We start from the raw sequence: 1,484 nt of genomic DNA, 5'->3' as shown, positions 1-1,484 counted from the left end.
GTACGGGGGCAGCCTGGAGCGGCGGGCGGCCTTCCCCCGGCGAGTGGTCGAGAGAGTGCGCCACGCCGTCGGCGACTCCATGGCCGTCACGGCCAAATTCAACATGACGGACGGTGTTCCGAAAGGGCTGTGGCTCGACGACAGTCTCCGCATCGCGCAGCTCCTCGAAGCCGACGGGCACCTCGACGCACTGCAACTCACCGGCGGCAGCTCGTTGCTCAACGGGATGTATTTCTTCCGCGGCGAGGTCCCGATGGCGGAATTCGTTGCCTCACAGCCCAAGTTGGTGGGCTGGGGTCTGAAGGTGTACGGACCGCGCATCTTTCCCACCTACCCGTTCGAGGAAGCGTTCTTCCTCCCGATGGCCCGGCAGTTCCGTGAGGCCCTGTCGATGCCCCTCATCCTGCTCGGCGGCGTCAACAGGCTCGACACCATCGAGAACGCACTCGGCGAAGGGTTCGAGTTCGTCGCGATGGCGCGCGCCCTGCTCCGCGACCCGGACCTCGTCAACAAATTCCGCGACCTGCACGTGCCCGAGGGTCTGTGTATCCACTGCAACAAATGCATGCCCACCATCTACACGGGCACGCGCTGCGTCATCCGGGAGACTCTGCGCTGATCAGGGCGCCTGCGAGGGGAGCGACCGGTATCACCTGCAGTCGGGGAACAACACCCTTTAGTCTTGTGTTGATCCATACGACTGAGCACCCCTCACTACTGGAAGGCCCGCATGACCACTCCATCGACGGTTCATGAACTCATCATCGTTGGTTCGGGACCTGCCGGATACACCGCAGCCGTCTACGCGGCGCGCGCGGAACTCGAACCGCTGCAGTTCGAGGGGACCCAGTTCGGTGGCGCCCTCATGACCACCACCGAGGTCGAGAACTTCCCCGGATTCCGTGAGGGAATCATGGGACCCGACCTGATGGACCAGATGCGCGAGCAGGCCAAGCGCTTCGGCACCGATATCCGCACCGAGGACGTCGAGGAACTCGACCTCACCGGCCCGATCAAGAAGGTCGTCGTGAACGGCGAGACCTACCAGGCGCACGCAGTCGTGCTGGCAATGGGCGCCGCAGCCCGTTACCTGGGGATTCCGGGGGAGGAGAAGTTGCTCGGCCGCGGCGTCAGCGCCTGCGCCACCTGCGACGGATTCTTCTTCAAGGATCAGGACATCGTCGTGGTCGGCGGCGGCGACTCCGCCATGGAGGAGGCCACCTTCCTCACCCGCTTCGCCCGCAGCGTCACCGTGGTGCACCGCCGCGAGGAGTTCCGCGCGTCCCGCATCATGCTCGAGCGCGCCAAGGCGAACGCAAAGATCCGGTTCGTGACCAACGCCGCGCCCGTCGAGGTCCTGGGCGAGAACAGCGTCACCGGACTCGTGATCCGCGACACCCTCACCGGTGAGACCTCCACGCTGGACGTCACCGGCATGTTCGTCGCCATCGGTCACGACCCGCGCAGCGAACTCGTCAAGGGAC

The 1,484-nt window shown here is 65.2% G+C and carries 1 protein-coding gene and 1 pseudogene; both read left to right on the top strand.

The window, feature by feature from the left end; genetic code table 11:
- Positions 1–619 (top strand): annotated as a pseudogene (locus ACFWJO_RS38565) (NADH:flavin oxidoreductase); the annotation flags it as partial.
- A gap of 111 nt (positions 620–730) precedes the next feature.
- On the top strand, positions 731–1,484 hold a 754-nt coding region (locus tag ACFWJO_RS38560), incomplete at its 3' end, for an NAD(P)/FAD-dependent oxidoreductase (RefSeq protein ID WP_386872860.1).

It is taken from the genome of Streptomyces sp. NPDC127092 (assembly GCF_042722475.1).
Lineage (GTDB): Bacteria > Actinomycetota > Actinomycetes > Streptomycetales > Streptomycetaceae > Streptomyces.
The sequence above is the reverse complement of the archived record's forward strand: the minus strand, read 5'-3'. Positions and strand labels throughout refer to the sequence as shown.